The 23,230-nt window shown below is 72.3% G+C and carries 17 protein-coding genes; 4 read left to right on the top strand and 13 right to left on the bottom strand.

Translation table 11 applies throughout. The features are described from left to right. Positions 1–4: 4 nt before the first annotated feature. The 8 genes from ACFVDI_RS03160 to ACFVDI_RS03125 all read right to left on the bottom strand — a co-directional run bounded on the left by ACFVDI_RS03160 (position 5) and on the right by ACFVDI_RS03125 (position 11,200). Positions 5–1,573: an NAD(P)H-dependent oxidoreductase subunit E gene (locus ACFVDI_RS03160; protein WP_378900365.1), complete on the bottom strand. Its 1,569-nt coding sequence runs from the start codon at positions 1,571–1,573 to the stop codon at positions 5–7. Beyond that, on the bottom strand, positions 1,570–3,087 hold the full coding sequence (locus tag ACFVDI_RS03155) for an AAA family ATPase (protein ID WP_378900362.1): 1,518 nt from the start codon (positions 3,085–3,087) through the stop codon (positions 1,570–1,572). Before ACFVDI_RS03155 ends, ACFVDI_RS03160 begins: the two co-directional genes overlap by 4 nt. Further along, on the bottom strand, positions 3,084–4,106 hold the full coding sequence (locus ACFVDI_RS03150) for a zinc-dependent alcohol dehydrogenase family protein (protein ID WP_378900359.1): 1,023 nt from the start codon (positions 4,104–4,106) through the stop codon (positions 3,084–3,086). Before ACFVDI_RS03150 ends, ACFVDI_RS03155 begins: the two co-directional genes overlap by 4 nt. Beyond that, entirely contained in the window at positions 4,106–6,859 is a 2,754-nt protein-coding gene (locus tag ACFVDI_RS03145) for a GNAT family N-acetyltransferase (protein ID WP_378900356.1), read from the bottom strand. Before ACFVDI_RS03145 ends, ACFVDI_RS03150 begins: the two co-directional genes overlap by 1 nt. Before the next feature lie 126 nt (positions 6,860–6,985). Continuing rightward, the gene (locus tag ACFVDI_RS03140) at positions 6,986–8,149 is read right to left on the bottom strand and encodes an ABC transporter permease (RefSeq protein ID WP_378900353.1); all 1,164 of its coding nucleotides are present in this window, start codon (positions 8,147–8,149) and stop codon (positions 6,986–6,988) included. Then, positions 8,146–9,321, bottom strand: coding sequence for an ABC transporter permease (locus ACFVDI_RS03135; protein WP_378900350.1), 1,176 nt, complete (start codon positions 9,319–9,321; stop codon positions 8,146–8,148). The genes ACFVDI_RS03140 and ACFVDI_RS03135 overlap by 4 nt, the downstream gene beginning before the upstream one ends. Before the next feature lie 2 nt (positions 9,322–9,323). Beyond that, positions 9,324–10,310: an ATP-binding cassette domain-containing protein gene (locus ACFVDI_RS03130; RefSeq protein ID WP_378900347.1), complete on the bottom strand. Its 987-nt coding sequence runs from the start codon at positions 10,308–10,310 to the stop codon at positions 9,324–9,326. Further along, complete coding sequence (locus tag ACFVDI_RS03125; RefSeq protein ID WP_378900344.1) at positions 10,307–11,200, bottom strand: universal stress protein; 894 nt, start codon at positions 11,198–11,200, stop codon at positions 10,307–10,309. Before ACFVDI_RS03125 ends, ACFVDI_RS03130 begins: the two co-directional genes overlap by 4 nt. A 247-nt stretch (positions 11,201–11,447) precedes the next feature. Between ACFVDI_RS03125 and ACFVDI_RS03120 the strand changes: the two genes are divergently transcribed. Continuing rightward, complete coding sequence (locus tag ACFVDI_RS03120) at positions 11,448–14,042, top strand: cation-translocating P-type ATPase (protein ID WP_378900341.1); 2,595 nt, start codon at positions 11,448–11,450, stop codon at positions 14,040–14,042. A 22-nt stretch (positions 14,043–14,064) separates the two neighbouring features. On the opposite strand, the gene ACFVDI_RS03115 is transcribed toward ACFVDI_RS03120, so the two are convergent. From ACFVDI_RS03115 to ACFVDI_RS03095, 5 genes are read right to left on the bottom strand one after another with little or no spacing between them, the layout of a single operon-like run. Further along, positions 14,065–16,554, bottom strand: a complete 2,490-nt coding sequence (locus ACFVDI_RS03115; RefSeq protein ID WP_378900338.1) for a cation-translocating P-type ATPase — start codon at positions 16,552–16,554, stop codon at positions 14,065–14,067. 5 nt (positions 16,555–16,559) lie between these two features. Next, positions 16,560–17,459, bottom strand: a complete 900-nt coding sequence (locus ACFVDI_RS03110) for a carbamate kinase (protein ID WP_378900335.1) — start codon at positions 17,457–17,459, stop codon at positions 16,560–16,562. A 24-nt stretch (positions 17,460–17,483) separates the two neighbouring features. Continuing rightward, positions 17,484–18,485 carry an ornithine carbamoyltransferase gene (argF, locus tag ACFVDI_RS03105; protein WP_378900447.1) on the bottom strand — a complete coding sequence of 334 codons (1,002 nt, stop codon included), beginning with the start codon at positions 18,483–18,485 and terminating at the stop codon, positions 17,484–17,486. A 20-nt stretch (positions 18,486–18,505) separates the two neighbouring features. Further along, entirely contained in the window at positions 18,506–19,735 is a 1,230-nt protein-coding gene (locus tag ACFVDI_RS03100) for an arginine deiminase (protein ID WP_378900332.1), read from the bottom strand. Further along, entirely contained in the window at positions 19,732–21,222 is a 1,491-nt protein-coding gene (locus ACFVDI_RS03095) for an amino acid permease (RefSeq protein WP_378900325.1), read from the bottom strand. The genes ACFVDI_RS03100 and ACFVDI_RS03095 overlap by 4 nt, the downstream gene beginning before the upstream one ends. A gap of 249 nt (positions 21,223–21,471) precedes the next feature. Here ACFVDI_RS03095 and ACFVDI_RS03090 point away from each other — a divergent pair, with 249 nt between their 5' ends. From ACFVDI_RS03090 to ACFVDI_RS03080, 3 genes are read left to right on the top strand one after another with little or no spacing between them, the layout of a single operon-like run. Then, a complete protein-coding gene (locus tag ACFVDI_RS03090; protein ID WP_378900322.1) occupies positions 21,472–22,083 on the top strand; it encodes a CBS domain-containing protein in 612 nt (203 codons plus the stop codon). Continuing rightward, positions 22,080–22,283, top strand: coding sequence for a hypothetical protein (locus ACFVDI_RS03085; protein ID WP_378900319.1), 204 nt, complete (start codon positions 22,080–22,082; stop codon positions 22,281–22,283). Before ACFVDI_RS03090 ends, ACFVDI_RS03085 begins: the two co-directional genes overlap by 4 nt. Beyond that, positions 22,280–23,203, top strand: coding sequence for a universal stress protein (locus ACFVDI_RS03080; protein ID WP_378900316.1), 924 nt, complete (start codon positions 22,280–22,282; stop codon positions 23,201–23,203). Before ACFVDI_RS03085 ends, ACFVDI_RS03080 begins: the two co-directional genes overlap by 4 nt. Positions 23,204–23,230 lie beyond the last annotated feature (27 nt).

The raw sequence follows: 23,230 nt of genomic DNA, 5'->3' as shown, positions 1-23,230 counted from the left end.
GAGCTCACTCCCATCTGATCGCGGACAGGCTGCGGATCGCAGCGGGGACACGGCGACCGAAGGCACACAGGCTCGCCTGCTCCATCGCGGCGAGCAGGGAGTCGTCGCACGCCGTCGCCTGCGGGTCGGCAGCCCCTCGACGCGTACCCTCACGGCACGGAGTGCACTCCCCACAGCTCTCGCTCGCGGCGAACCGCCACAGATGCTGCAGCAGGGCGGCTGATGAGGTCCGGTCGTCCACCGCGACCATGCCCCCGTGGCCCAGCGACACCCCCACCGCCTCGAGCTCCGAGGTCGACAGCGGGACGTCGAGCTGGTCCGGTCCCAGGAAGCCGCCCAACGGACCTCCCACCTGCACCGCGCGCAACGCGGCCCCACCTCGGAGACCACCGCCGAGGCCCTCGACGATGGCGCGCAGCGGCGTGCCGAACTCGACCTCGAACACGCCCGGTCGGAGGAATCGCTCGTTGAGGCTCACCAGGAGGGTGCCGGTCTCTGCTCCCCTGCCCAGGCGGGCGTAGTCCGCGCCGCCCCTGGACACCACGGCCGGCACCGCGGCCAGCGTCTCGACGTTGTTCACCGCGGTCGGACGCCCGAGCAGTCCCTGCTGCGTCGGGTAGGGCGGGCGCGCGGCGACCGTGCCCCGCAGCCCGGCGAGCGAGCGCAGCAGCGACGTCTCCTCACCCGCCACGTACGACCCGTGGCCGGAGACGACGTCGACGTCGAAGTCGAGCCCGCTTCCGTGGACGTCGGCCCCCAGGTGACCCGCCGCCCGGGCCTCGACGACGGCCTGGCTCATCGCCGCGCGGGCACGCGGGTACTCCGAGCGTACGTAGACGTATCCCGTCGAGGCGCCGCAGGCCAGGCCGGCCAGCGCCAGCCCCTCCAGGACCAGGTCCGGACGAGACTCCATCAGCATCCGGTCCGCGAACGAACCGGGGTCCCCCTCGTCTCCGTTCGCCACCACGAACCGCGGGCCGCCGTCGCTCGAGGCCGTCACCGACTCCCACTTGCGCGCCGTCGGGAACCCGGCACCGCCGCGGCCACGCAGCCCGGCCCGGTCCACTTCGTCCCGGACCCGCCGAGCCCCGTCGGGCGCCAGCACCATCGCCGGCCACACCTGCCACGACGCTCGTCGCTCGTCCAGCAGCACCGACCGCGGCCCGGGCGTCACGGGAAGTGGCGGGTCCTGCGCCTCGTTCCGTCCGGCGAGCTGCCCCGCCAGATCCGGGCCCGCGCACGGGCGGTCACCGTCGAGCGCGGCGGGGCCGCCGTAGCAGTAGCCGAGGCAGTGCACCGTCTGTAAGGACACGCGGCCGTCGGCCGAGCACTCCCCGACGCCCACCCCCAACGCCGCCTCGACCTCGTCGACGTGCCGCCCGGCGGAGGCGACGAAACAGCCGGTGCCGGTGCACAGCCGCACATGCCGGTCGCCACGAGGCGCCCGGCTGTCGGCGAAGTACGTCGCCGCGCCGTGCGCCGCGGCCTCGGGAAGGGGACCGCCGCGCAGCAACAGCTCCTCGACCGGTCTGGGCGACCTCTCCGGGCCCATGGTTCCCCGTCCGTCGCTCATCGGAGCGCCCTCCTCACGTCGCTTCGCTGACCGAGCACGGCGGCGATCGCGATCTCCACGGACTCGGTGACGGCGCCACCGGTGTCGATCGTGACGGCTCCCGGCCAGGGCCGCTCGGCACGTCTCAGGTTGGCCGCGACCATCTCGTCGGCATCCGAGATGTCGGTGCGACCAGCGATCCGGGCGGCCGCCACCTCGGGAGCGACATCACAGCGCAGGATCGTGGGCGTGCTGTACGACGCTCGCGCGAGGTTCTCGACGAGGGCCCGATGCTCCGGGTCCGTCCAGGAGGCATCGAGCACCACCGACTCCCCGCGGGCGAGCAGCCTGGCCGCGCGCTCGAGCAGCTCGGTGTAGGTCCGTGCGGTCCATGCCGGGCTGTAGATGCCCTGCTGCCACTCGGCCGCCGCGTGGTGCTCGGGATCGATGCCGGCCAGCTCCTTGCGCAGCCGGTCGCTGCTCAGCACGACCATGCCGAGCCGGTCGGCGACACCTCGTGCCAGCGTCGACTTCCCGGTTCCCGGGGCCCCACCGACGGCGATGAGCCTGACCTCTCCGCGGCGCAGGTGGTCGTGGGCGAGCTCGGTGAGGCGAACGACCTCCGCGGCCGCCTGGCCCGCCTCCTGGCGGGTGTGCGCCTGCCCGGCGCGCAGGGCCGTCACCTTGGCTCGCATGAACGCGCGGTAGGCGATGTAGTGGTCCGCGAGGGACTCGGGGTAGGTGTCCGCCCCGAACTCACGGTAGGCGGTCATCAGCTCCGCCGCGAGACCGGAGCCGCCGAGCCGCTCGAGATCCATCGCCAGGCAGGCGACGTCATCGAGGCCGTCGAGACGACGCAGGCTGTCGTCGAACTCGAGGCAGTCGAGGATGCGTGGACCGTCGGGCAGACAGAAGATGTCCTCGGCGAGGAGGTCGCCGTGGCCGTCGACGACGCGGCCGGTGCCGACCCGCTCGGCCAGCAGTGGCTCGCGGCCGTCGATGTAGCGGCTGCTGAGCAGCTCGACCTCGTCGACGAGAGCCGCGTCGAGAAGCCCGCCTCGGAACCGGGCGACCTCGTCCAGATTGTGCCGCCACCGCAACCGGAGCGCCGGCGCGCCACCCTCGGCCGCGATCTCAGGCCCTCGCTCGGCACGGGCGTGGAAGGCGGCGACGACCCGCGCGATCCTGTGCACCTCCGCCGCGACGGGCTCCCCGCGGCGCACCAGCGTGGCGAGACGCCGGTCGTCGGGCATACGCCGCATCACGATCGCAGGCTCGGAGGAACCGTCGGCCAGCGGCAGCTCGGCCAGGCCCATGTACACGTCGGCTGCGAGCCGGCGGTTGAGCTCCAGCTCCCGGCGACAGACCTGGCGCCTGACCTCCGGCTCGCGAAAGTCCAGGAACGCCAGGTCGACGGGCTTCTTCAGCTTGTACGCGGTCTGCCCGACGAACACGACGAGCCCCGAGTGGGTCTCCCGCAGCCCTCCGTACGCCTCGCCGTCGACACCCACCGGCATCGGTCCGATCTCGGTCACGACGGCACCGAGGTTCTGGTCAGGCCGTTCATCTCGAGGACCGCGACGCCTCGTACCCGGTCCTGGGCCAGGTCGGCGATCGCCTGGTCGGCGTAGCCCATCGGGTAGCGGGTGACCTCCGCGTGGAGACCCAGCCGGCCGGCGAGCCTGAAGAGCTCGACCCCGTCGGCCCGGGTGTTCGAGGTGACGCTGGTGAGCGTGCGCTCGCGAAACAGATCGTGCTCGTAGTCCAGAGGCGGGATGTCGGAGAGGTGGATACCTGCGACCGCACAGGTGCCGCCGGCTTCGAGCCCGGCGAGCGCCTCGCGTACGACCTCACCGGCGGGCGCGAACACGATCGCCGAGTCGAGCGGTGGGACGACATCACCAGGCTCGGCCGCGGTGACCGCACCGAGGTCGAGCGCGAGCCGACGCGCCTCCTCACCGCGGGTGACGACGTGCACCTCCGCGCCTTGATGGATCGCGATCTGCGCGGTCAGATGGGCACTCGCCCCGAACCCGTACAGTCCGAGCCGGCCACCGGGTGGCAGCGAGGAGCGTCGCAGCGCCCGATAGCCGATGATGCCCGCGCACAACAGCGGCGCCGCCTGGAGCGGGGTCAGCGACTCCGGGATGACATAGGTGTAGTCGATCGGTGCGACGGCGTACTCGGCATAGCCACCGTCGGCATCCCATCCGGTGTAGCGAGACTGCTCGCAGAGGTTCTCGGCTCCGCTGCGGCACCATCGGCACCGACCGCAGGTCGAGCGCAACCACGGCACTCCGACCCGGGCGCCGACCTCCGGCGCACCCACCTCGTGGTCGCCGCGGGCCAGCACCCGCCCCACGATCTCGTGTCCCGGCACCACCGGGCTGCGGTGGCGCGGAAGATCACCGTCGACGACATGCAGGTCCGTCCGGCACACGCCGCACGCCTCCACCGCGATCAGGACCTCCCCAGGAGCGGGCTCGGGAACCTGGATCTGACCTGCCGACAGGCTGCCCCCGCCGACCGTCCTCCACCCGAGCATCTTCGCCATCAGGTGTCCCCATCCGGCCCGATCGGCCCGATCGGAGGGCGCAGTCGCCTCACGTTCGGGTCGGGTGCCTGCGCGGCCGGGTGCAGCCGGATCTTCGCGTCGACGACCGAGACACCGCGCTCGTGCACGATCACGGGATTGAGGTCGATCTCGGCGACCTCCGGGAGATCGTCGGCGAGTCGACCGAGACAGACGAGGAGGTGCTCGACGGCGGCGGCGTCAGCCGGCGGCGCGCCACGGTAGCCGGCGAGCAGCGGCGCGGTGCGCAGCTCCGCGATCGCAGCGGCGGCGTCGGCACGGTTGAGCGGGGTCAGCCGGAAGCTCCGGTCCTCGATCAGCTCGGTGTACGTGCCGCCGTACCCCACCATCACCAGGGGCCCGAAGACCTTGTCCTGGGTGACGCCGGCGATCAGCTCGACGCCCGCGGGTACCTGACGCTGGACGAGGAGGCCCGGACGCTCGACCGCGATGCCGAGGAGCTCGTGCGCCGCGAGACGCACCTCGTCGGGACTCCGCAGTCCGACGCGTACGCCCCCGACGTCGGTGCGGTGCGCGACCGGGGCGGCGACCTTGACCACGACCGGGTAGCCCACCCACTCCGCGGCGTCGACCGCTTCCTCCGCACCGTCGGCCAGGACGCTCGGCAACACCCCGATCCCGTACGCAGCGAGCAGCTGCCGCGCATCCGGCTCCGGGAGCCGGCACCCCTCCGGGGCCGCCCGTAGCGTGCGCGCGACCACATCTCGAGCGGTCGCCCGGCTCCCGGCGGGCGCCTCGGCGACCGGGTTGTGGGGCTCGGCGCGCCACTCGGCGTAGCGGGCGATCGGGCCGAGGGCGCGAGCGGCGTCCTCGGGGAACGAGAACACGGGCACACGATGGTCACCGGCGCTGATCGGCCGGCTCGGGCCGTGCGGGTCGAGCATCACGGCGACGGTCGCGACCGGCGGCGCGGCCTCTTCCGGGCCGGCTCGCAACGCGGTGCGCAGCGCGCGGGTGAAGGATGCGTAGGAGAGACCGGGCAGCGGGGTGCGCAGCGCGATCAGCATGTCGATCTCGCCGCTGCGGGCGATGGCCGAGACCACCGCGGAGTAGGCCTCCCAGCCGACGTCGGAGCCGAGGTCGACGGGCATCTGCACGGAGGAGGCGTCCGGGACGATCTCCCGGATCGCGGCCATGGTCTCGGCGCTCAGCGTGGTGAGTCGCAGCCCCTCGCTCTCGCAGGCGTCGGCGGCCAGGATCGCCGGGCCGCCGGCATTGCTGACGATCCCGACCCGGTGGCCGGCGGGCAGCGGCTGGTTCACGAGCACGCTGGTGGTCTGCAGCAGCTCCTCGAGACCGTGCACGCCGATCACCCCGCACTGCCGGAAGAGCGCGTCCACCGCGTCCGCTGACGTCATCGCCGATGCGGTGTGGCCGAGCGCCCCCTGCCGGCCGCCACGGCTGCTGCCGCCGACCAGGGCGACGACCGGCTTGCGGGCGCTCAACCGCCTGGCCAGACGGGAGAACTTGCGCGGGTTGCCGAACGACTCCAGGTAGAGCGCGACCACCTCGGTGGCGTGGTCCTCGGCGGCGTACATGAGGAGGTCGTTGCAGCTGACGTCGGCCTTGTTGCCGGAGGAGATGAACGCCGACAGGCCCAGGCCGAGCTCCTCGGCGCGCTGCAGCGCCGCGATGCCCACCGCGCCGGACTGGGTCATCATCGCCACCCGTCCGCGTCCTGCGCTCATGGGCGAGAAGGTGGCGTCCAGCCGGATGTCGGGGTCGGTGTTGGCGACACCGAGGCAGTTGGGACCCACCACGCGCATGCCCGCCGCGCGGGCGATCGCCAGGACCTCGTCCTGCAGACGCCGACCCTCCGGGCCCGCTTCGGCGAAGCCGCTGGAGAGGATCACCACGTCGCGTACGCCGCCTCGAGCGCACTCCCGTACGACCTTCGGCACCTCGGCGGCCGGCACCGCGATGACCGCCAGGTCCACGGGTGCCACATCGAGGATCGAGGAGCAGCAACGCATCCCCAGCAGGTAGTCGCAGTGGGGGTTGACGGGATGGACGGTGCCGGTGAACCGCGCCCGCAGCAGGTTGCGTACGACCTGGTGGCCGGGGTGGGACTCGCGCCGGCTCGCACCGATCACGGCCACCGAGCGCGGCCGCAGCAGCAGGCTGATCGAGTCGGCGTCCGCCCGTTGTTCACGAGCGGCCATCGCTGCCAGCACGTGCTCGGTGAGCCGCACCGGGAAACGCACCTCGACGGTCTCCCGGTGCGGAGAGGAGGTGAGCTCGAACCCAGCATGGCGGAGGACGTCGAACGCCGCGGCGTTGTCAGCCATCACGTACGTCACGAGATCGGTCACGCCCGCATCGGCCGCCGCGACGGCCAGATGCTCCAGGAGCAGGGTGGCGACGCCGCGGTGGACGTACCGGTCGGCGACGACCAGCGCCAGCTCGGCCTCCCCGTCTCCTGCCGCCTTCGTGCAGCTCGCCAGTCCGGCGATGTGACCGTCGACGACCGCGACCTTCGCGACGGCCTCGCCGCCGGCCAGCCGGGGCAGCAGGCTCTCGACGAACCGGGCCGCGTCGAGGTCGCCGACGTGGAAGAACCTCTCGTAGCGATGCCGGTCGGAGAGCTCCTCGTGGAGCTGGACCAGCCGGTTGCGGTCCGCGGTCACCGCGTCGCGTACGCGGGCGATCGTGCCGTCGCGCAGGAGCACGTCCGCGCCCGTCGGCCCGGTGCCCGCCTCCGACCGTCCGATCACCCTGCCGCCTCCTGCTGTCGATCTCTCTGCTGCCGATCTCTGCGTCATGACCACCAGCCAACCGCCGGCACTCCTCGACCGTGAGAGAAGTGAGTCCGGAGGCGCGGGGCCCTTCGTCCCGGACGCTCACCCGGTGAGGATCCGGCGGCGGAGCGCCCAGGAGCCGATGCCGAAGAGGGCCGCGGCGAAGGACGCGAGCACGCCCAGCTGGGGCAGGATGTCGAGGACGGTGCCGTCGTGGCGTACCAGCGTCGCGAAGCCGTCGGCGGCCCACGCGTGCGGCGTCAGGTGGGCGATGGTGAGCATCGTGGGCGAGTAGAACTCCAGCGGCATCATCGAGCCGCCCAGGGCAGAGATGCCGAGCCCGGCGAGGAGGCCGACCGCGATGGACTGCTGGGCGTTCGTGGCGGCGGCCCCGAGCACCATGCCCGCTCCGCCGGCGACGGTCGCGAACAGCAGCATCATCAGCGCGGCGGCGATCGGGTTGCCCCACGAGACGCCGAACAGCAGGGCGGCACCGATCATGATGACGAGGCCCTGGACGACCGCGATCGCCACCCGTCCGAGGGCTTCCCCCGCCACGATCGTGGCGACCCTGGTGGGGGTGGCGAACATTCGCCGGGCCACGCCGAGCCGTCTGGTCTCGATCAGCGAGGCCGCCGTCGTCATCGAGGTGACGAAGATGAACAGCAGCAGCTGGCTGCTCGCGCCGAGATCGAAGCGGCCGAGATCCTCGGGGAGCGGCGCGGACCCGACCGTGGTGGTCGACACCGCGACGTCGGCGACCCGGCCGGCGAAGGCGTCCCCGCGGACGAGATTCGGCCGGAACTCGCCGCCCAGCTCACGCTGCAGGGTCCTGGCCACCCGGTATCGCCCCGCCTCGTCGTCGACGACGGCCCGGACGATCATGCCGATCTGCTGGGCGCTCCGGTCGGACCGCGAGAGGTACTCGACCGTGGTGTCCCGCCCGCCCTCGAGCCGGTCGTCGTACGTCGCCGGGACGACGACCGCTGCTTCGAGGCCGCCCTCCTCGACCGCTTCGACCGCCTCGGCGCGGCTCTCGAAGTGACGTACGTCGATGCCTTCGGCGTCCTCGAGGGCGGCCACCAGGTCGCCGGAGAGCGCGCCCGCGACGGGCTGCACGACCCCGACCCGGGGCTCGTAGGAGCCGCCGAAAGCGATGCCCAGCACCGTGATCATGAGCAGCGGGAAGAGCACGAAGAAGAATGCGTTGGTGCGGTCCTTCAGGGACCGGCGCAGGTTCGTCCAGGCGATCGTGATCGCGGTCATGGCGCCACCACCTTTCTGATCCGCAGCAGCGCGATCCCCATCGTGACCGCGGCCATCCCCAGCAGCGCCGCAACCGACGGGAGTGCCCGAACCGCTCCGCCACCGCCGGCGAGGTCACCCAGACCACCCAGGAACCAGGCGTGCGGCGTCACCAGGCTGAGGGTCGCGATCACCTCGCCTCCTTGCTGCACCGGGAAGAAGGATCCACCGAGAAGGCCCAGGGTGACCGCGACGACGGCCTGCCAGGTTCCCGCCTGCTCGGAGGTTCTCGCCAGCGACGCGATGACGGAGGTGATGCCGGTGCCGGCCAGCACGCCGGCGACGACCAGGAGCCCCACGCCGAGCGGGTCACCCCAGTCGGCGCCCAGCATCAGTGCGCTGGCCACCATCAGGACGGTGAGGCTGACGATGCCGAGGACGACGCTGGTGAGCAGCTTCCCGACGAGGATCGCCCACCGCGGAACCGGTGCCGCCAGCAGGCGGGCCAGGGTGCCCTCGCCCCGCTCGTCGATCAGCGAGGAGACGCCGAACTGCACCGTGAACAGCAGGAAGAAGACCGCCATAGCAGCCGCGAAGTACGTCTTGACGTCGAGCACGCGCGCGGCCGCCGAGGCATCCTCGAGCGCCACCGGCGGGACGCCGTGCACCGTCTCCTGCGCGACCCGCTCGATCTCGGCGGCGGTCAGTCCCGGCCGGGACGCTCCGACCGCAGCCACCGCCACGCGTGCCGCGTCGAGGCCTCCGACGTAGGACCGGGCGACCGAGCGCGCCACCGCGGTCGCCGTCGGCGCGTCGGCACTGCCCACCACCCGCAGCTCGGCGGGACGGGGGCTCGCGACGTCCGCGGCGAAACCCCGCGGCAGCACGAACGCCGCATCCAGGTCGCCGTCACGGACACCGGTCCTGGCCTGCTCCTCGTCGAGCTCGCTCACCTCGGCGACACCCTGCTCCTGCAAGGCGCCGAGGACCTCCTCGGTGAAGGCCAGCGAGACGGCGGTGCGGTCCTGGTCGACGACGGCGTACTCGAAGGCTCGCGGTGTCGCCGCGGGCCCGAACAGCAGACTGAAGATGGCGGCGAGCGTGAACGGCACCACGATCGCGAGCAGGAAGGCGGAGCGGTCGCGGGCGCGCTGTCTCAGGTCCTTGGCCGCGATCTGCAGGCTGGGATGCATGATCAGTCTCGCAGCCGCTTGCCGGTGAGACGGAGGAAGACCGTCTCGAGGTCAGGTTCCTCCACGGTCACCGAGCGCACCGTGCCGTGGCCGGCGGCGACCTGGATCACCCGCGGCAGCGACGACTCGGCGTCGGGCACGAGCACGTCGACCATGTCGCCCGTCCCGGTCACACCGGTGACGTCCGGCAGCTCACGCAGCGCCGCGACCGTGCGGGCCGGGTCGCCGTCGAGGGTGAGACGGATGTGCTCGGCGTCGCCGAGCTGTGCGGTCAGCTGCCTCGGCGTACCTTCGGCGATCATTCGCCCGAGATCCATGATCGCGACCCGGTCGCAGAGTCGCTCCGCCTCCTCCATGTAGTGGGTCGTGTAGAGCACCCCCATGCCTTCGGTGCTGAGCCGCTCGACGCTGCCGAGGATCGCGTTCCGGCTCTGCGGGTCGACACCCACCGTGGGCTCGTCGAGCACCAGCAGGCGGGGCCGGTGGATCAGGCCGACCGCGATGTTGAGCCGGCGCTTCATGCCGCCCGAGTACTTCTCGACGCGTTCGCCCGCGCGGTCGGTCAACCCGACGATGTCGAGGACCTCCGCGACCCGGTCGCGGGCCTGACGTCGGCCGATCCGGTACAGGGACGCGAAGAAGAGCAGGTTCTCCCGACCGGTCAGATCGGGGTAGAGCGCGACGTCCTGGGGGACGTACCCGATGGCGGCCTTGGCTCTGAGCGCACCGGGATGCATCTCCACGCCGTCGACCTCCATCGAGCCGGAGTCCGCCTCCAGCACCCCCGAGATCATCGAGATGATGGTCGTCTTCCCGGCACCGTTGGGACCGAGGAGCCCGTACGTCTCGCCGCTGCCGATCCGGAACGAGATGCCGTCGACCGCCTTGACCGATCCGAAGGACCGGCGCAGGTCGGTGCACCTCAGCACGTCGCCCGTCGCCGGTGGCGCGGTGTCGGCCGCGCGCAACGAGGAGGTCTCGACGTTCATGACGGTTCGGCGACCGGCGGGACCACCTCGACCGGGCAGCCGGACTCACGCAGCAGCGCATGGCCGGTGCCGCCCAGGCGGCGCAACGGGAACGCGTGTCCGCGTCTTCCGATGATCAGCAGGGCGGCCTCCTTCGCCGCCTCCTTGACGACGCGGGCGGGCTGACCCCGGCGGATCTCGATCCACACGTCGATCGCGGCGGCGCCGGGAACCGTCCCGCGGGCCCGTTCCAGGGTCCGCATCAGCCGGTGCCGGGCATCGGCCTCCCAGCCCGCCGCGTCGAGCTGCCCCAGCGTCGTCTCGTAATAGACGGCCGGCACCTCCCACGCGTGGACGAGCACCAGGTCGCTGGCGCGGTCACGGGCCTCTTGCAGCCCGCGGGCGACGAGCTCGGTGGAGGCATCGCAGTCCGCCACGGCGACGAACACCGTGCCCGTGTTCGGGGCAGCCTCTCGCGCGGTCGGCACGACCACGACCGGAACCGGTGCCCGAGATGCGACCCGGCCGGTCACCGAACCGGTCACGACCCGGGCCAGGCTGTGGTGGCGTTCGTCTCCCAGGACCACCAGCGTGGAGTCGCCGGCAGCGTGGACGAGCTCGGTCACCACTGCGCCGTCGCGGAGCGTCGTCGAGACGCGGTCGGCACCGATGAGCTCGGCGGCCTCCTTCTCCGCGCGGGCCAGAGCCGTCAGACCGGCCTCGCGTATCTGGTTCGCCAGGCCCGAGTAGCCGTACGGGTAGAAGACGCCCGTAGCAACGGCCAGGTCGACCACGTGGACGAGCCACAGGTCGGCGCCGCTGCGTCGGGCCTCGTCCGCGGCGTAGGCGATCGCGGCTCGACCGCCCTCTCCCCCGTCGATGCCGACCAGGATCCGCTCTTGCATGGACATGTTCTCTCCTCCGGGGACTCGGTGCGCGTCCGTGCCTCCAATCTCGCCGGGTCCGACGAGGCGCAGCAGGGCCATCGGTGCACCGAGCCGAGGACCTAGGTCCACGGACACCTGCCGGGGCGCCGGGAGCGCCCGGCGGCAGGACGGACGTCCACCCGCCGGAGGACCTATGGACCTGCGGCACGGCGACGGTGTCGGCAAGAGTCGGGCGGAGGGGCTCGAGCGAGACCCCACGAAGGAGGGGACGTTGACCGCTGGACAGGCCGAGGGTGACGTCCTGAACGAACGGGGCGGCCTCACCTCCGCGGATGCCGCGGCTCTGCTGGCCCGGTTCGGGCCGAACGAGCTGCCGCGTCCGCCGCGACGCCCGTGGTGGCGGCTCCTGGTCGCGCAGCTCACCCACTTCTTCGCCGTGCTGCTGTGGGGCGCCGCCGGGCTCGCGCTGCTCGCGGGCATGCCCACCCTGGCGCTGGCCATCGCGGTCATCGTCCTGCTCAACGGCGTCTTCGCGTACGCCCAGGAGCACCGCGCCGACCAGGCTGCCCAGAAGCTCGGCTCCCTGATGCCGGCCAACACCCGGGTCGTCCGCGACGGCCGCACGGAGGAGGTTCCGGCGAACCAGGTGGTGCCGGGTGACGTCGTCCTGCTCGAGGCCGGCGACCGGGTGCCCGCCGACGGGACGCTCCTGCGCAGCGAGGAGGTCACGGTCGACGAGTCGATGCTCACCGGCGAGAGCGTGCCGGTGCACAAGCCGGTGGGCAGTGTCGTCCGCGCCGCCACGTTCCTCGTCCAGGGCAGCGGACAGGCCCTGGTCACGGCCACGGGCGCGCGGACGGAGGTCGCCTCGGTCGCCGGCCTGATCGCCGGCGCCCATCGGCCGCCGAGCCCGCTGGACCGAGAGCTCGACCGGCTGGTCAGGATCATCGCCGCCGTCGCGCTGACGGTGGGAGTCGTCCTCGGCGTGACCTCGTTGCTGCTCGGCGGGACCGCCACCGGCGCCCTGCTGTTCGCCGTCGGCGTCAGCGTCGCCCTCGTTCCCGAGGGGCTGCTGCCGACCGTGACCCTGTCGCTGGCCCGCGGCGCGCAGCGGATGGCGGAGAGCAAGGCCCTGGTCCGGCATCTGGAGGCGGTCGAGACGCTCGGGTCGACCACGTTCATCTGCACCGACAAGACCGGAACGCTCACCCGCAACGAGATGACCGTGGTGGAGGTCTGGACCCCGGAAGGGCGTGCCGTCCCCGGCGGGGAGGGCTACGACCCCGAGGGCACCGTCTCCGGCGAGCCGGCGGCCCTGCTCGTGGCCGCCGAGGCCGCCGGCGCGGCCCGGGCCTGCGTCACCGGGCGGGCGGTCCTCCAGGACGAGGTCTGGCGGCCCGCAGGCGACCCGATGGAGGTCGCCATCGACGTCGTGGCCGCCCGGCTGGGAAGCGACACCGCGGATCCGGCGATCCGGGTCCCGTTCGTCACCGAACGACGCTTCAGCGCAGCCGTCCTCGATGATCGGAGCTACTTTCTCGGGGCTCCGGAGCGGATCCTGCCCGGGTGCGGGGAGGCCGCCGCGGACGCCATGACGGTCCTGGGCGCGTACGCCGACGAGGGCCGGCGCGTCGTCGCCGTGGCGCGATCCCGCGCCGACCGGCCGCCGGCCACGGCTGCCGAGCTCGCCGGTCTCCTCGACGAGCCCGTGGAGCTGCTGGCGCTGCTGGCCATCGAGGACCCACCCCGTGACGGCGTACGCGAGGCCTTGGAGTCGTGCCGCACCGCGGGCATCCGGGTGGCCATGATGACCGGCGACAACGCCCGGACCGCGGCCGCGATCGCCACCGAGGTCGACCTCCTGCGACCCGGCGGTGTCGTCGTCGAGGGCGACCGGCTGCCGGCCGACGACAAGACACTGGCGGACCTGCTCGACGACCCCCGCGGCGCGGTCGTCGCCCGCGTCACCCCGGCCGACAAGCTCCGCATCGCCAACGCGCTGAGGCTGCACGGCCATGTGGTCGCGATGACCGGCGACGGGGTCAACGACGCCGCCGCGCTGCGCGGCGCGGACGTCGGTGTGGCCATGGGTCTCGGCGGCAGCGACGTGGCTCGCGATGCCGCCGACCTGGTGCTGCTCGACGACCACTTCGCGACCATCGTCAAGGCGATCGAGCTGGGTCGGGCGACGTACGCCAACATCCGCCGGTTCCTGACCTTCCACCTGACCGACAACGTGGCCGAGCTGGCGCCGTTCGCCGTCTGGGCGCTCTCGGGCGGCTCGATACCGGCCGCCCTCGGGGTGCTCCAGATCCTCGCCCTGGACATCGGCACCGACATGCTTCCCGCTCTCGCGCTCGGCGCCGAGCCTCCGAACAAGCGCACGATGGACGGTCCTCGGCGACGGGAGCGGGTGGCCAGCGGCTCGGTGCTGCGCCGGGCGTTCCTGGTGCTCGGGCCCATCGAGGCCGTTGCCGCCGTCGCCGCGTTCCTCTGGGTCCTCAGCGGCGGGGGCTGGTCGATCGGCGAGACGCCGGAGGCCACCCTGCTCGCGCGCGCCTCGGGGACGGCGTTCGCGGTGATCGCGGTCGCCCAGGTCGCCAACGCATTCGCCTGCCGGAGCGAGGCACGGCCGGCATGGCGTATCGATCCCCGCCGCAACCCGCTGGTGTCGGCCGCCGTCGCGGTCGAGCTGGTGCTGCTCGCCGCCTTCCTCGGCCTGCCGTGGCTCGCCGAGATGCTCGGGGGCACCTGGCCCTCGGGCGAGGGGTGGTTGTGGGCGGTCGGCGCCGGGCTCGTCCTGCTGCTCGGCGACTGGTTCCACAAGGTCTGGCGCGGCGCCCGCGGCCCATCGACCACGAGGTGAGGAACAGCTCCCGCGGTTCCGCTCAGCCCTCGTGGCGACGTCGGGCCAGCCGCCCAGCCACTCTGCCGGCCGCGACCACGAGGCCCGGCAGACAGGCCAGCGCGAGAAGCATCAGCTGGGCGCGCGGCTCGAGGACCTCTGTCCCCAGCAGCGCCCGGAGCGGACCGAACCACACCGCGGACAGCTGCAGCAGCAGCGCGATCAGCACAGCGACCTCGATGCCACGTCCCGCCAGGGTCCAGCCCTTCCGAGGCGCCCGCAGCGCGAGGGCCAGACCGAGCTGGGCCGCGCCGAGCGTGAGGAACACCGCGGACTGCACATGCCATTCCAAACGCTGGGCCAGCAGACCCGCGGCGATGCTGACCACCGCGATGAGGAGCCCGGACGTGACGATCTGGCGGGCCAGCCCGCCGCCGAGCACCGAGCGTTCCGGGGACGGCGAGGGACGCCTCATGTCCTGCCGGTCGAGCGGCTCGCCGCCGAACGCGACGCCGGGTACGCCGTGGGTGAGCATGTTGATCCACAGGATCTGTCCGGCACCCAACGGGAACGCCAGACCGAGGAACGGCCCGAGCAGGATCACCAGCACCTCGGCCAGCCCGCCGGCGAGGCCGTAGCGCAGGAACGTACGGATGTTGGCGTACACCCGCCTGCCCTCACCCACGGCGACGACCAGGGTGCGGAGGTTGTCGTCGGCGAGGACCACGTCCGCGGCCTGCCGGGCCACCTCTGTGCCGCGCTTGCCCATCGCCACCCCGATGTCGGCGCGGCGGAGGGCCGGGCCGTCGTTGACGCCGTCGCCGGTCATCGCGACCACATGACCGCGGGCCTTCAGCGCGTCGAGGATGTCGACCTTCTGCTCCGGTCGGGTCCGGGCGTAGACGTGAACCCGGTCCACCGCCTCGCGGTGTTCGCCACGGTCCACCGCCGCGCCGTCCATCACGTCGCCGTCCATCACGTCGCCGTCCATCACCTCGCCGACGGCGAGGATGCCGACGTCTCGGGCGACGGCACCGGCGGTCGCTGGATGGTCGCCGGTGATGAGCACGGTCCGGATCCCTGCGTCACGACAGTCGGCCACCACGGCTGCGGCATCCGTACGAGGCGGGTCGGCGATGCCGACGAGTCCGACGAGCAGGAGGGTCTCCGGCCGCTCGCTCGGCGGGCGCCACGACCGGTGTGCCACCGCCAGCACCCGGAATCCCGCACCGGCCAGGTCCTCGGCGACCGCTGCTCCGCGGCTCCGCTCCAACCCCTCCGGAAGCATGCTGAGCACCACCTCCGGGGCGCCCTTGACGACCTCGAGCACCGTGCCGTCCTCAGCCCGGTCCACGGTGACCATGTGGCGGGTCTCGCTCTCGAACGGCACCTCGTCGACGCGGGTCCAGACGCGGCGCAGCTCCGCAGCCTCGACCTGCCGGTCGGCGGCGGCCAACAGGAGGGCTGCCTCCATCGGCTCACCGATCAGGGTCCGGTCGGTCTCCGGTCCGGTCAGCCGGGCGTCGTTGCACAGCACCACGTCCCTCAGCAGCGCCGCCTCGTCGACGGCCTCCGGCGTCCAGATCCGCTGCACGCTCATCCGGCCCTCGGTGAGGGTGCCGGTCTTGTCCGAGGCGAGCACCGTCACCGAGCCGAGCGTCTCGACCGCCGGCAGCCAGCGCACGATCGCAGACTGCTTCGCCATCCGGTGGGCGCCCAGCGCCAGCGCGACGGAGACGACCGCGGGCAGCGACTCGGGGATGGCGGCGACCGCCAGACTGACCGCGAGGATCAACGCCTCGCCGAACGAGACGCCCCGCAGCACGGAGAGCACCAGGACGAGGAGCGCGATGGCGGCGGTGGCCACGACCAGCTGGCGGGAGAGCCGCCGGAGCCGGGCCTGGAGGGGTGTCGGCTCGGTTCTGGTGGTCGCGATCAGCGCCGCGATCCGGCCCAGGCCGCTCTCGGAGCCGATCCTCTCGACCACGCCCCAGCCGCGTCCCTTGGTGACGACGGTTCCGGAGAGGAGCTCCTCGCCGCTCGCGCGTCCGACCGGCACGGACTCGCCCGTCATCGACGACTCGTCGACCTCGAGTCCCACCGCCTCGTCGGCCACCAGGTCGGCCGGCACGACGTCACCCGCCTCGAGACGTACGACATCGCCCTTCACCAGCCCGGCCGCCTCGATCTCGCTCACCCGGCCGTCCCTGAGCACGCGGGCTCGCGGAGCGGCCATCCTGCCCAGGGCCGCCATGGCCTGCTCGGCCCGCCGTTCCTGCACGACCCCGATGGCGGTGTTGACCAGGACCACGACCGCGATGATGCTCGCGTCCGGCACGTCTCCGAGGCCGAGGACCACCACGAACGCGGCGCCGAGCAGCAGGATCATCGGGTCCCGCAGCTGCGTCAGCACCCGGGCCGCCAGCGTGGTCGGCGGCGGCGCCGGGACGGCGTTGGGACCGCCCTGCTCCAGCCGGAGCTCCGCCTCTGTCGTGGTGAGCCCGCCGGATCCCAGACCTGTACGTGACGGCACCGGCCTCAGCTCCGCACCTGGGTGCCCGACGTGCCGGCGAGCACGCCGTTGATCTCGTCGAGGGAGCCGATCGCCGAGCGCCGGCCCGTCGCCCGGGTGAAGGCGCAGACGGCGGCCACCTTCGGCCCCATCGACCCTGCCGGGAACCGCATCGCGGACAGCTCGGCGACGCTCACCTCGCGCAGCACCTTCTCGGCGGGACCGCCGAAGTCCCGGATCACGCCCTCGACGTCGGTCAGGACGAGCAGCAGGTCGGCACCGAGCGCCTCCGCGGCCAGGGCGGCCGCGTGGTCCTTGTCGACGACCGCGTCGATGCTCCGATACCGGCGGTCGCGGTCCATGACCGGGACCCCACCGCCTCCGGCGAGCACGACCGTGACGCCGGCGTCGAGGAGACGCTCGGCCACCGGCAGCTCGACGATGTCCCGGGGAGCCGGGGAGGCCACGACCCGTCGCCAGCCGGCACCGTCGGGCCGCACGGTCCAGCCGTACCGGTCCGCGAGGCGACGGGCCGTCGGCTCGTCGTAGACCTGGCCGATGAACTTGGTCGGCTCCTGGAACGCCGGGTCCTCGGGATCGACCACCGTCTGGCTGACCAGCGTCACCACGCTGCCGACCCCCTCGTCCAGGAGCGCCTGCTGCAGCCAGAGCCCGATGAGACCCTGGGACTCGGCGACGAGGTCGGCGAGCGGATAGGGCTCGGACAGGGTGGGGTCGGCGCCGCTCTCCAGAGCGAGCAGGCCGACCTGGGGGCCGTTGCCGTGGACCACCACGACCTCGTGCTCGCGGGCAAGACCCGCGAGCCCGGCCGCGGCCGCGGCCACGTGCCGGCGCTGGGGAGCGGCGTCCGGCCGCTCCCCGCGCCGCAGCAGGGCGTTGCCGCCGATGGCGACGACGATCCTCATCTGATCTCTCCTTCTCGGCCGGGCTCAGCCGGCCAGTGTCGCGACGAGCACGGCCTTGATGGTGTGCAGACGGTTCTCCGCCTGGTCGAAGACGATCGAGCGCTCCGACTCGAACACCTCCGGGGTGACCTCGAACGACGTACGCCCGGTCCGGCTCGCCAGCTGACGGCCCAGCTCGGTGTCGGTCCCGTGCAGGGCCGGCAGGCAGTGCATGAACCGCACCTGCGGGTTGCCGGTGAGCTCGAGCAGCGCGTCGTCGACGGCGTAGGGTGCCAGCAGTGCGATCCGCCGGTCCCAGAGCTCGGGCGGCTCGCCCATGGAGACCCACACGTCGGTATGGACGAAGTCGGCGCCGGCGAGGCCACGGTCGCGGTCGCTGGTGATGTCCAGCCGCGCCCCGGTGACCGCCGCGATCCGCTCCGCGTGCTGCACCGCGTCGGCGCCCGGCGCCAGCTCCGCCGGCGAGACCATCCGGACGTCCATGCCCATCATGGCGCCGGCCACGAGGAGCGAGCGGGCGACGTTGTTGCGGGCGTCGCCGACGTACGCGACCGTGATCTGCTCGGCGGGCTTGGCCGAGTGCTCGAGCATGGTGAGCACGTCGCAGAGCGCCTGGGTCGGGTGCCAGGCGTCGGTCAGGCCGTTCCACACCGGCACGTCGGCGTACGCCGCGAGCGTCTCCACCACGGCCTGGTCGGAGCCGCGGTACTCGATGCCGTCGAAGAGGCGGCTGAGCACCCGGGCGGTGTCCGCGACCGACTCCTTGTGGCCGAGGTGCGAGCTCGCCGGGTCGAGGTAGGTCACGTGCGCACCTTCGTCGTAGGCAGCCACCTCGAACGCGCACCGGGTGCGGGTCGAGGACTTCTCGAAGAGCAGGGCGATCGAGCGGCCGGCGAGACGTGGAGCCCTGCCGGGCAGTCGCCGCGCCATCTTGAGCTCCGCGGCCAGCGCGACCAGCGAGCGCCACTCCTCGACGCTCAGGTCGACCTCCTTGAGGAAGTCGCGGCCGGCCAGCGACCTGGCCACCGTGTCGGGGACGAGCAGAGTCATGCCGACACCCCCTCTCGTTCGATGGGGCAGGTCATGCACCGGGGTCCACCGCGGCCGCGGCCGAGCTCCTCCCCGACGATGGGCACCACCTCGATGCCCTGGTCGGCCAGATAGGCGTTGGTGGTCGTGTTCCGCTCGTAGCCCACGATGACGCCGGGAGCCAGGGCGAGGAAGTTGTTGCCGTCGTCCCACTGCTCGCGCTCGGCACCCAGCCGGTCGATCGGCGCCCGCAGCACGCGCACCCGGTCCAGGCCGAGGACGTCGGCAACGGTCGGGAACAACGCGTCGTTCTCCTCGAGCTTGAACTCCCCGCCCGTCCCGACGCGGTGCAGCGAGTAGGAGCGCAGCTCGTCGGGAAGATAGGGGTAGACGGAGAACGCGTCGGCGTCGATCATCGTCATCGCGGTGTCGAGGTGCATGAACGCCCGCTCGCGGGGCAGCTCCACCACGATCACGGTGTCCACCGTGCCGCGCCGGAACAGCGCGCGGGCCAGGTTCTCGACCCCCTGCGGCGTCGACCGCTCCCCCATGCCGACCATCACGGCGCGATTGCCGATCACGGTGACGTCGCCGCCCTCCAGGGTCGCGCCGCCGTGGTCGAGGGCGTCGTGGCCGTAGAGGTAGTCGACGCCGCGGAACATCGGATGGAAGTCGTAGACGACCTTCGAGTTGATCGTCTCGCGCCGCCTCGCCGGCTTCGCCATCGGGTTGAGCGAGACGGCGTCGTACGCCCACGCCACGTTGTCGCGCTGGAAGAGGTGGTTGGGCAGCGGGGCCAGCAGGAAGTCGTCGTCGCGGAGGTACTCCAGCAGCAGGCTGCTGGCGTGCACCCGGTCGGCGACGTCCGACTTGAGCACGCCGCCGATCAGGTACGTCGCCAGCTCCCCCGCCGGGGTGGTGGCCACCAGGTCGTCGAGAGGCTGGTCCAGCGCGGGACCGAACCGGTGCGCGGTGGAGAGCTCCTCCTGGAGGAGCTCACGCGCACCCGGCTGGTCCAGCGCCTCGGTCAGCAGGTCGGCGAAGTGGTGGACCACGACCCCGTGAGCCTCGAGCGCGGCCACGAACCCGTCGTGCTCGGCCCGGGCACGCTCGGCCCACAGAACGTCGTCGAAGAGGAGCCGCTCGATGTTGCTCGGGGTCAGCCGGCTGAGCTCGAGGCCGGGCCGGTGAACAACGGCCTGACGCAGGCGCCCGACCTCGGAGTCGACGTGGAGGTTCCCGCTCACGAGTCGCTCCCTTCCGACGTCGCCGAGTCGTTGTCCGCCGAGGCCGCCTGGAGCCGGCGACGCTGGCTGAGGTAGACCGGGACCCCCAGGATCGCGGCGGCACCGGTCATGAGGAACGGGCCCCACACGACGTACCAGCTGTTGTCGGTGTTGCGGGAGTAGTAGACGAACGCGATCGACATGGCCAGCGCGACGACGGCGACCGCGAGGTCGAGGGCGAGACGCGGAGTCGGGCCGCGGCGGTGGTCCTGCCAACGCCACTTGAGCTGCGCCATCGCGGAGAAGGCGTACGGGATGGCCGCGGTGATACCGGTCATCAGCACCAGCGTCGTGAACACCGTCGCCCCGTCGGCACCGAGGTAGCTCACGACGACCGCGACCGAGGCCAGGGCGGCGGACGCGATGATGCCGATGGCCGGCACACCGCGGCGCGAGACCCGGCCGAAGACCTTCGGGAACAGGCCCTCCTTCGCGGCGGCCAGCGGCATCTCGGCACAGATCATGGTCCATCCGTTGAGGGCGCCGATCCCGGAGATGATCACGGCGGCCGCGACGATGTTGCCCGCCACGTTGCCACCGAAGACCTCGTTCGCGGCAGCGGAGTAGGAGGCCTGGTTGGCGTCCTGGGCCAGCTGCGAGGCCGGCAGGATGCCGAAGACGGCGACCAGGGAGAGCAGGTAGACCACCGCACTTCCGACGGTTCCCAGAACCGTCGCACGCGGGACGTTGCGGCCGGGATCACGGACCTGGGCGGCGGCGACGGACGCGGTCTCGAGTCCGAGGTAGCTGAACAGGCAGATCGCCATCGCACCGCCGATCGCCGAGATGCTCGTCTCGCCGCTCGTGTTCCACGGGGTGAAGTTGCCGCCCTCGATGAAGAAGAGCCCGGCGGTCGCCATCAGCGCGAGCGGGACGAACTTCAGCACCGTCGTCCACAGCTGGAAGACGCCCATGGACCGTACGCCGGTGAGGTTGATCGCCGCGGGGATCCACAGGCCGGCCAGGGCGATCACGATCGACCACCCGGTGGCGCCACCCTTGTTGAGGAACGTCTCGACGTAGAAGACCCAGCCGACGGCGATCGCGGCGTTGCCCGCCCATGCGGTGATCCAGTAGAGCCAGGCCTGGCTGAATCCCCAGCCGTTGCCGAAGGCGGCGCGCGCATAGGCGTAGGGCCCGCCGCCGGCAGGCATCCTGCGGGAGAGGGAGGAGAACACCAGCGCGAGGGCGACGGCGCCGACCGTCGCGACGGCCATCGCGACCAGGCTGATCGGGCCGTAGGACGCCACGGCGTACGGGAGGCTGAAGACGCCGACCCCGATGATCGAGCCCATCACCAGAGCAGTCGCGTGCGGGAGCCGGAGCTGACCGGCGGGGGTCTCCCCACCGGGGACCGGTCGGTCGACGGGGCGTGGTGGTGGCGTCGCCTTGCCGGTGACGCCACCGCGTGTTTCACGGTGGAACAGGGTTCTGTCGAGAAGGGACATGGCCCTCTCCTTCATCATGGGATCACGGACCGCTCCAGCACACAGCCGACCGCGATCCCGGCAGGAGTGCCGCCAGGTCCCGACCGTGACGACGTTCGTCCGTGGACAGGATGACGAAGGTCCCGCGGGGGCCGAAGGTCTCACCGGACCAGGACCTTCCACTCATGTCCGGCTCCGGGAGGCGGACGAGGCTCGTCCCATCAGTACCGAGCACCCTAGGTGGGAACGACCATGCTTGTCCGAGAGATCATGACCTCTTCACCCGTCACCGCGCGGAGAGAGACGCCCGCCAGGGAGGCGCTCGGACTGCTGCGCGACCACCACATCACCGCCTTGCCGGTGGTGACCTCAGCCGGCCGGCTCTGCGGCGTCGTCGCCGAGATCGACCTGATCCGCGACCGTGTCCTGCCGGACCCGCGCGCCCATCTGCGCCCGGCACCTCCTGTGACCGACGAGCCACCGGCGTACGTGGAGGACGTGATGAGCCCGGTGGCGGTCGCCGTGCGCGACAGCGCGGAGGTTTCCGTCGCGGTCGACATCATGGCCGAACGGGGACTGAAGAGCCTGCCCGTCCTCGACGCCGAGGATCTTCTGGTCGGCGTCATCAGCCGGAGTGACGTGGCCGACGCCCTCGCCCGCGACGACGACACCTTGGACAAGGAGCTCACCACGCTCCTGGCCAACCTCGGACATCGCGACTGGCGTGTCGTGGTCGCCAACGGGAGCGTGACGATCACCGGTCCGGCGACAGCGAAGGACCGCGCGCTGGCCGAGAGCGCCGCGGCGACGGTCGCCGGCGTCAACCGGGTGCGGGTCGCCCAGTCCGTACCTTCCAACCATCGAGGAGTGACATCATCATGAAGCGCATCCTGATTCCCGTCGTGGCGGCCGTCGCCGCCGTCGTTCTCGCCCCGTCGTCCGCCTCGGCCGGTGACGGTCGTGACTTCGGACGCCACGTCGTCCACTGCACCCAGAGCGACGGATTCGACGGAGCCCACAACCCGGGCATGCACCAGGGCCTCAGCGGCCTTCCCACCGATCACATGTGCGTGATGGCATGAGCACGCCGTCCGCGTCCACCCCCACCGCGCCGGTCCTCGTCGGGATCCAGGACCCGGAGACGGAGGGCGCCCTGCTCGACTACGCGGGGCGTCTGGCCGCGAGCAGCGGCCACCCGCTGCGACTGGTCCATGTCTTCCAGGCCAACGTGCTCTTCGGCGACCCGATCCTCGGTCTGCCAGGAGCGATGCAGCCGCGTTCGATGATCATCGACGACTCCGCGGTCGGCCGACTCGCCGAGCAACGCCTCTACGAGGCCAAGGAACGTGTCCGGGAAACCCTCGGCGACGCGGTCGAAGTGACCGGTGAGCTGCTCCGCGGCCATCCCGCCCACATCCTCGTCAAGGAGTCCCAGGAGGCCGGCCACGTCGTGATCCAGCGTCGGCAGCTCTCCCGCGTGCGCCGGGTGTTCACCGGCTCCGTCTCGGCCCGCATCGCTGCTCATGCCAACTGCCCGGTCACCGTGGTCCCCGAAGACTGGTCGGCCGAGGGACGCGCCGGCGTCGTCGTCGGCGTCAGCGGCGACAAGTCCGACGACCAGGTCCTGGCCTATGCCCTGGAGGAGGCCGACCGGCTGAACGAGCCGGTCACCGTCCTCCACGCCCTCGAGCTGATGGCCATGCACGCCGAGCTCGCCGACCATGCCACCGCACGCGACTGGACGATGCGCGCGGACGCCTACGTGGAGGACCTCATCCAGCGGGCCCGAGCACATGCTCCCGAGGCCGCCCGGACACCGCTGGAGGGCCGTGTCCTCGCGGAGGCCCCGGCGGATGCGCTGGTCGCGGCCTCCGAGGCCGCCACCCTCGTCGTGGTGGGACGGGCATCGCACCTGAACGCCTTCCCGCACCTGGGCGGCGTCACCCGGGCGCTGCTGCGCGAGGCGGCCTGCCCGGTCGAGGTCCTGCCGCTGCCCGCCTGAGCCCTGCAGGGCGCACTCGCCCTTGAC

The sequence above is a fragment of the Nocardioides sp. NPDC057767 genome (assembly GCF_042798275.1).
In the GTDB taxonomy this organism is placed as follows: Bacteria; Actinomycetota; Actinomycetes; order Propionibacteriales; family Nocardioidaceae; genus Nocardioides.
The sequence above is the reverse complement of the archived record's forward strand: the minus strand, read 5'-3'. Positions and strand labels throughout refer to the sequence as shown.